A 6,163-nucleotide genomic window follows, 5' to 3' on the forward strand; every position below is an offset into this window, starting at 1 on the left:
GGGGGAGGTCGGACCGAAGGTCCGGGTGGGGCCTCCTCCGCTGCTTCGCAGTGACCTCCATGCAAGGGAGGCAGCCTGCGACACCACCGCTCGATTGCCCCAAGCGCACGAGCGGTCTATGTAGATCCGCATGAGCGACACGACTTCACGCCTGACCGGCTGGATGGATCTTGCCAACCCGACGCGCTTTGTCGGGCTGGCCGACAGGGTCGTGCCATGGCTGGCGTCCATCGCCGCACTGGTCCTTGCCGTCGGGCTCTATATGAGTTTCGCCGCGCCTGAGGATTTCCAGCAAGGCATTACCGTTCGCATCATGTACATCCACGTGCCTTTCGCCTGGCTCGCCATGATGTGCTACACGCTGATGGCGGTCTCCGCACTTGGCACTCTGGTCTGGCGGCATCCGCTGGCCGATGTGGCGCTGAAATCGGCGGCCCCCATAGGCGCGGTCTTTACGGCGCTGGCGCTGATCACCGGCTCGATCTGGGGCAAGCCGATGTGGGGCACCTGGTGGGTCTGGGATGCGCGGCTGACCTCGGTCTTCGTGCTGTTCCTGATGTATCTCGGCATCATCGCGCTGACCCGCGCGCTCGACGATGCCGGACGCGCCGCCTGGGCCGCCGCCATCATCACGCTGGTCGGCTTCATCAACATCCCGATCATCAAATTCTCGGTCGACTGGTGGAACACGCTGCACCAGCCGGCTTCGGTGTTCAGGCTCGGCGGGCCGACCATCGACCCCAGCCTGCTGTGGCCGCTGCTGGTGATGGCCGTCGGCTTCACGGTGCTGTTCTTCGCGCTGCACCTGATGGCGATGCGCACGGAAATTCGCCGCCGCCGGGTTATTGCCATGCGGCGTGTGGCGGCACGACAGGCTAGCTGACGACCGGCGAGTTCTCAAAAAATCTTGCTGCGCGCGGCAGCACTCGCTGGCGTGGGGTTAGCCCATCCGTCCGCGCGCTGCCACCGGCAATGTTTCCAGCACCTTGTCGCCGTCGATCAGGTTGACCTCGTTGAACAGGTTGGTGACGACGCAGCAATGGTCGGGCACGACGCGGACGCGTTCGCCGATGCGCAGCTTGGCATGGTCTGAAAGCGTGACGGTGCCGTGCTCCTCGCTCAAGCCCGTCACCCGCGCTCCCGCAACGCCAAGCAGTTCGCCAAAATCGGCAAGCCCCAGCGTGTCGCTGGACAGCGCCTTGCTGCCGGCATCGAGGATAGCGCGCGTTGCTGTGGGATGGCTGACCACCGTCGACAGCACCGTCAGCGCGCAATCGTCGAGAGTGCCGACGCCTTTGGCGACCTGGTAGCGGTCGAGATAGATGTAGGTGCCGGGGCGATACTCGGTGACGACCGATGCCTCGTTGGAGCGCCACATATCCGGCGTGCCGCCGCTGGAGATGCGGTCACAGGCGAGGCCCGAAGCGGCCAAGGCCTGCCTGACGTCGGCAAGCCACGCTTCGGCCTCCGCCGCGCGGCCGGCGGCCGGGTAGGTCATCAGCCCGCCGAAAGCAAGGCCGCCGGCCTTGTCGATCTGCCTTGCCAGCGCAACGGCTTCATCCGACGTCTGCACGCCGCAGCGGCCCATGCCGGTGTCGAACTCGACCAGCACCGGCAGAGGATGGCCGGCATCGGTGAAGGTGGCCGCCAGCCCCTCGAGCGTCTCGACGCTGTCAGCCGTCACCGACAGGGTGACACGGCCATGCAGCGCCAGAAGCCGTTCCAGCTTGGCCCGCCCAAGAATGTTGTAGGGGAGAAAAATATCGGTCAGGCCAGCGTCGGCCATCACCTCGGCCTCGCCGATCTTCTGGCAGGTGATGCCGACGGCGCCGGCCGCGACCTGCTTCTTCGCCCAATAGGGCAATTTGTGCGTCTTGATATGCGGCCTAAGCTTCAACCCGTTCTTGTCGGCATGGGCCTGGGCGCGGGCAATGTTGGCTTCGGCGCGCACGGCGTCGATCAGGATCGATGGCGTATCGAGGTCGTGGATGGTCGGCATCGTCTGTCACCCCATGGAAATCCGCAGGGTTTATGATCCTGAAAGCGCGTGATGTCACGCGGCCAGCGCAGCGGATCTGTGGTCCATGCGCTCACGCCGCAAGGCCGGGCAGGGCGGCAAGATGGATCGACACCGGATCGGGCTTCGGCTATGCGAATGTCGGAAAAGTCGACACGAAGGACCATGATCATGAAACGCTCCGCCATCAACGACATCATCCGCGACGCCGACGCTTTCATCCGCTCGTTCGGCTACATCATGCCGCCCTTCGCCTATTGGTCGCCGCAGGAGGCAAAGGCGCGCCAGGTCGATTCCTCGGCCGTTTTCACCTCACGGCTTGGCTGGGACATCACCGACTATGGGCAGGAGAAGTTCGATGAACTCGGTCTGTTCCTGTTCACGGTTCGCAACGGCCGCTACGAAGACATGAAGAAGGGCATGGGCATGCTCTATGCCGAGAAGATCATGATCTCGCGCAAGGACCAGCTGTCGCCGATGCACCGCCACAACATCAAGGCCGAGGACATCATCAACCGCGGCGGTGGCAAGCTGGTGCTGGAACTGTTCATGCACGATCGCGACGGGGGTATCGATCCCAAGGCCGAGGTGTCGGTGCCTGTCGATGGAACCATCCACAGGCTGCCGGCGGGCGGGCTCCTGAAGCTCGACCCGGGCCAGAGCGTCACGCTGCTGCCCGGCGTCTGGCACGCCTTCTGGGCCGAGGGCAAGGATGTGCTGATCGGCGAGGTGTCGACCGTCAATGACGATCTCACCGACAATGTGTTCCGCGAGCAGATCGGCCGTTTCTCCAACATCGACGAGGACGTCCCCCCGGTGCACCTGCTGGTGTCCGACTATGAGAAGTGGCTGGGGTAGCTTCGGGGCTCAGTGACAGCAACTGGGCGCTGACCGTACGCTCGTCCTGCAGAGGCAGGACGAGGTGATCGGCACGTCTGCCTTGGCCAGCGCCGTGGCAAGGCTTGCCTGCAGCGCCGGCAGTTCTTCGGTCTCGTCGTGCCGCTTCAGGCATTCCACCAGCCCGTGCAGTGCCCAGACATTGTTCGGGTGCTGGGCGCAGCGCTGCACCTTGCTGCTCAGACCCAGATCGTCGCGATAGACCTGTTCGGCTTCCTCGGCGTGGCCCTGGTCGAGAAGCAGCGCCGCCAGCGCATGGCGCGGCGGGTGCATCCACGCCCACGGCTCGGTGTAGGACAGATTGTCGTCAAGCTCGACCGCTTGCCGCAGATGGCCATACGCCACCTCATGCCGGCCCTGGTGATAGGCAAGCTCGCCATCGAGGAGAGCCGCGCCGACAGCCAGCGAGGCGCGGGTCGGGTTGCTGAGGAAGCGCCGTTCCATAGGAATGCCTTCCAGATGCCGGTGGAATTTCTCGCGTTCGCGCTCGCCTTCGGCAAAGTTCCTCAGCGTCGCGTGCGCCACACCCTTGGCGTAGTGCTGCATGGCCGCCGTCAGCACATAGACGCCGGGCTCCCGGGTCACCGGTTCGTCGATGATTTCCTGCCAGCGGCCGAAGCGCACCTCAACATGCGATTTCATCGCGTGGTAGCCTTCCACCGTCTGCGTGAGTTTTGGCCGGTCGGGAAGGCTGACCACGTCGCGCGTCACCAGGCTGCGCACTCTTTCGGCGGCCCACAGGGCCGGTCTGGACTGGCCGAGCAACATGCAGGTGAACATCATCAGATGCAGGTCGTGGCAGCAGCCGAGCAGGTAGTAGGTCGGCTCGTCCGCATAGGCGAGATAGAGGTCGTTGGCGCGAACCGCCTTCTCGCTGGCGAGCTTGGCCTTCTCGTACGCGCCGCACAGCACATAGATGTGACCCGGCATGTGGTTCATGTGCCCGGCATCGGGGCACATTTCGCCGAGCAGGTCCGCCGATCGCATGCCGCGTTCCGGCATGGTCGACATTTCCAGGAGATGGATGTGCAGATGGACGATCGCCGGATGCTGTGAAATGCCGGCCTCGTCGGCAAGCCGGATCGACCGCTCGCAAACCGCGAGCGCCTCGAGCACGTCGGAGTTCGGCGCCGGCGCACCGGTCTTGAGGTTCCACAACCGCCGCACCGTACGCATCATCAGCGCCTCGACCAGCAGCGCCATCACGTCATGGTCGTCAGGAAAGATTTGATACACCAGCCGCATCGCGGCGGCGTAGGCGTCATCCCACTGCTCGAATTCCGGCGGCGTCACCCGATGCGGTTTTTGGAAGCGGCAGGCCAGCGCCTCGATCAATCGCCTTTCGACCTCGCTGGCGGAAGCCGCATTGGCGCGTGCGAGTTGAACATGCTCGAAGCAGCGCTTCGTCGCGCTGTTCGCCTCGGCCTCGCCATGCTCCTTCCAGGTCAGATTGTAGAAAGGCCCGGCGGCATAGGCGATGCCCCAATGCACCATCGGGCAATCAGGGTCCGTTGCGAGTGCCTTCTCAAAACACTTGATGCCTTCCTCATGGTTGAAGCCGTAGCACCAGTTCAGGCCGATATCGAACCAGCGCTGGGTTTCCGCCGAGTGGGTGGAGATGGGGCGGCGGTAGCTGCCGAGGTTGAAGCGATCCATTAAGCCCCCGAGTTCTCCGAGCGCTTTGGTCAGAGTGCGCTTACGGAGCGCCCCGGCGGAGGGCCGGACACGGTGTCAGCGCTTCCAGAAATCGCGGTGTGGTGCGATCAGCTCGTCCGCGATCTCGGGGAAGGGGCCAAAGACCTCGATCTTTTTTTGGCCGGAGTCGAGTACGGTGCGCGAAGAGAGGCTCATCGTCGGGTTGTCCGCATGATTCCCGGTGAGCGCCAGAAGCTTACTCTCCTCGAAGCCGTAGACCAGCCGGCCGATATTCGCCCAGTAGAGCGTTCCGGTGCACATCGCGCAGGGCTCACCGGTCGAGACCAGCGTGCATTGCCACAGGAACTCCGGCTCGTAGGTCGCCGCGGCGCGCCGGGCGAGCTCGGTCTCGGCATGGCGCACCGTGTCGAGATTGCCCTGCCGCATCAGCACGTGATCGTCCGGCCCGACCAGCACGCAACCGAACGGATGATGCCCATGCGCCGCCGCCTCGCGCGCGACCGCGTCTGCGGATCGGAGGTGGGCGAGCATCTGATCTCGGGTCATGGCAAAATCCCCATCACGCCGACATCCGATGAGCGGCTCTTCGCGCCGAGATTGCGGCCAAAGCGACGCGATTGGCAAGAGCTAACCCCGCTTGAGGGTCCACCTACTCCAAGGTCGGTGGCGCGGAGGCGAGCGCCGATCGGCTCGGACCTGGACAACGAGCTGATCTAACTTGGCAAATTGCGTGGCTGTGCTGGCAGTCTCAAGCGAACCCGTCTCTGGTCTCGGTTCCCTGAAGCACAGGGAAAAAACAGGGATTTTGGTGAAGGCATAGGCTTCCTTCGTGGTGAAGAGCGCCTCGCAGGCGATCAGATAACGGCTGGCGAAGTCGGTAATCGTCAGCGGATTATGAAAGTAACGACCGACCTTCGAGCCGTTGAGGAAGGGCCTACCCGCCTTTCCTCAATCTTCGCCCGCTACTTTAATTATGACCCCGCAGGGCGACAGGCGTAGTCCTGCGTGCTATCTTTGGCTTTTGAAACGAGGGGTGCGTGTATTGTCCGCTTCTTCTCAAAAAGCCGCGGGGCGACGTTTCCAGCTCGTCCTGATAAAGCCATCGCACTACGACGATGACGGATACGTTATTCGCTGGTGGCGAGCGATGATCCCGTCGAATTCGCTCGCCGCTGTCTATGGCATCGCTACCGATTGTGCGGATCGCGAAATCCTCGGTTCAGACGTAGCCATCGACATCATGGCGATCGACGAGACCAACACGCGGGTCGATATTCCGGCGCTGTTGGCGAAGCTCCGGCAGCACGACAATTTCGGAATGATCGCTCTGATTGGCGTCCAGTCCAATCAATATCCCCGCGCGCTCGATATTGCTCGACCCTTCCGCGACGCGAAAGTGGCCGTCGCGATGGGCGGCTTCCATGTCTCGGGATGCCTGGCCATGCTGGACGGGAGCGCGGTCGAACTCGACGCTTGTCGCGAAATGGGCATTTCCATGTTTGCAGGCGAGGCCGAAGGCAGATTCGAAGCGGTACTGCGCGACGCTGCATCAGGCCAGCTCGCGCCGCTATACGATTTCCTGAAGGATATGCC

The 6,163-nt window shown here is 63.4% G+C and carries 5 protein-coding genes and 1 pseudogene; 3 read left to right on the forward strand and 3 right to left on the reverse strand.

The features are described from left to right. Positions 1 to 130: 130 nt before the first annotated feature. Positions 131 to 883 (forward strand): heme ABC transporter permease, encoded by a 753-nt coding sequence (locus ACXJ7R_RS22295; RefSeq protein ID WP_457153745.1) that lies wholly within the window; start codon positions 131 to 133, stop codon positions 881 to 883. Positions 884 to 940: 57 nt separating this feature from the next. Here the strand turns inward: ACXJ7R_RS22295 and ACXJ7R_RS22300 are convergent, their stop codons facing one another. Continuing rightward, positions 941 to 1,999 (reverse strand): D-TA family PLP-dependent enzyme, encoded by a 1,059-nt coding sequence (locus ACXJ7R_RS22300; RefSeq protein WP_457153746.1) that lies wholly within the window; start codon positions 1,997 to 1,999, stop codon positions 941 to 943. A gap of 189 nt (positions 2,000 to 2,188) precedes the next feature. Between ACXJ7R_RS22300 and ACXJ7R_RS22305 the strand changes: the two genes are divergently transcribed. Next, positions 2,189 to 2,875, forward strand: coding sequence for a D-lyxose/D-mannose family sugar isomerase (locus tag ACXJ7R_RS22305; protein ID WP_095086666.1), 687 nt, complete (start codon positions 2,189 to 2,191; stop codon positions 2,873 to 2,875). A gap of 9 nt (positions 2,876 to 2,884) precedes the next feature. Here ACXJ7R_RS22305 and ACXJ7R_RS22310 read toward each other — a convergent pair whose 3' ends face one another. Then, positions 2,885 to 4,570: a hypothetical protein gene (locus tag ACXJ7R_RS22310; protein WP_457153747.1), complete on the reverse strand. Its 1,686-nt coding sequence runs from the start codon at positions 4,568 to 4,570 to the stop codon at positions 2,885 to 2,887. 75 nt (positions 4,571 to 4,645) lie between these two features. Next, on the reverse strand, positions 4,646 to 5,116 hold the full coding sequence (locus ACXJ7R_RS22315; protein ID WP_457153748.1) for a nucleoside deaminase: 471 nt from the start codon (positions 5,114 to 5,116) through the stop codon (positions 4,646 to 4,648). A gap of 496 nt (positions 5,117 to 5,612) precedes the next feature. Here ACXJ7R_RS22315 and ACXJ7R_RS22320 point away from each other — a divergent pair. Beyond that, positions 5,613 to 6,163, forward strand: a pseudogene (locus tag ACXJ7R_RS22320) (radical SAM protein); the annotation flags it as partial.

It is taken from the genome of Mesorhizobium sp. P5_C1, from assembly GCF_054049815.1.

Bases quoted from the DNA above. Each gene is read 5' to 3' on its own strand.
- ACXJ7R_RS22295 (WP_457153745.1), top strand. From the start codon at position 131: ATGAGCGACACGACTTCACGCCTGACCGGCTGGATGGATCTTGCCAAC.
- ACXJ7R_RS22300 (WP_457153746.1), bottom strand. From the start codon at position 1,999: ATGCCGACCATCCACGACCTCGATACGCCATCGATCCTGATCGACGCC.
- ACXJ7R_RS22305 (WP_095086666.1), top strand. From the start codon at position 2,189: ATGAAACGCTCCGCCATCAACGACATCATCCGCGACGCCGACGCTTTC.
- ACXJ7R_RS22310 (WP_457153747.1), bottom strand. From the start codon at position 4,570: ATGGATCGCTTCAACCTCGGCAGCTACCGCCGCCCCATCTCCACCCAC.
- ACXJ7R_RS22315 (WP_457153748.1), bottom strand. From the start codon at position 5,116: ATGACCCGAGATCAGATGCTCGCCCACCTCCGATCCGCAGACGCGGTC.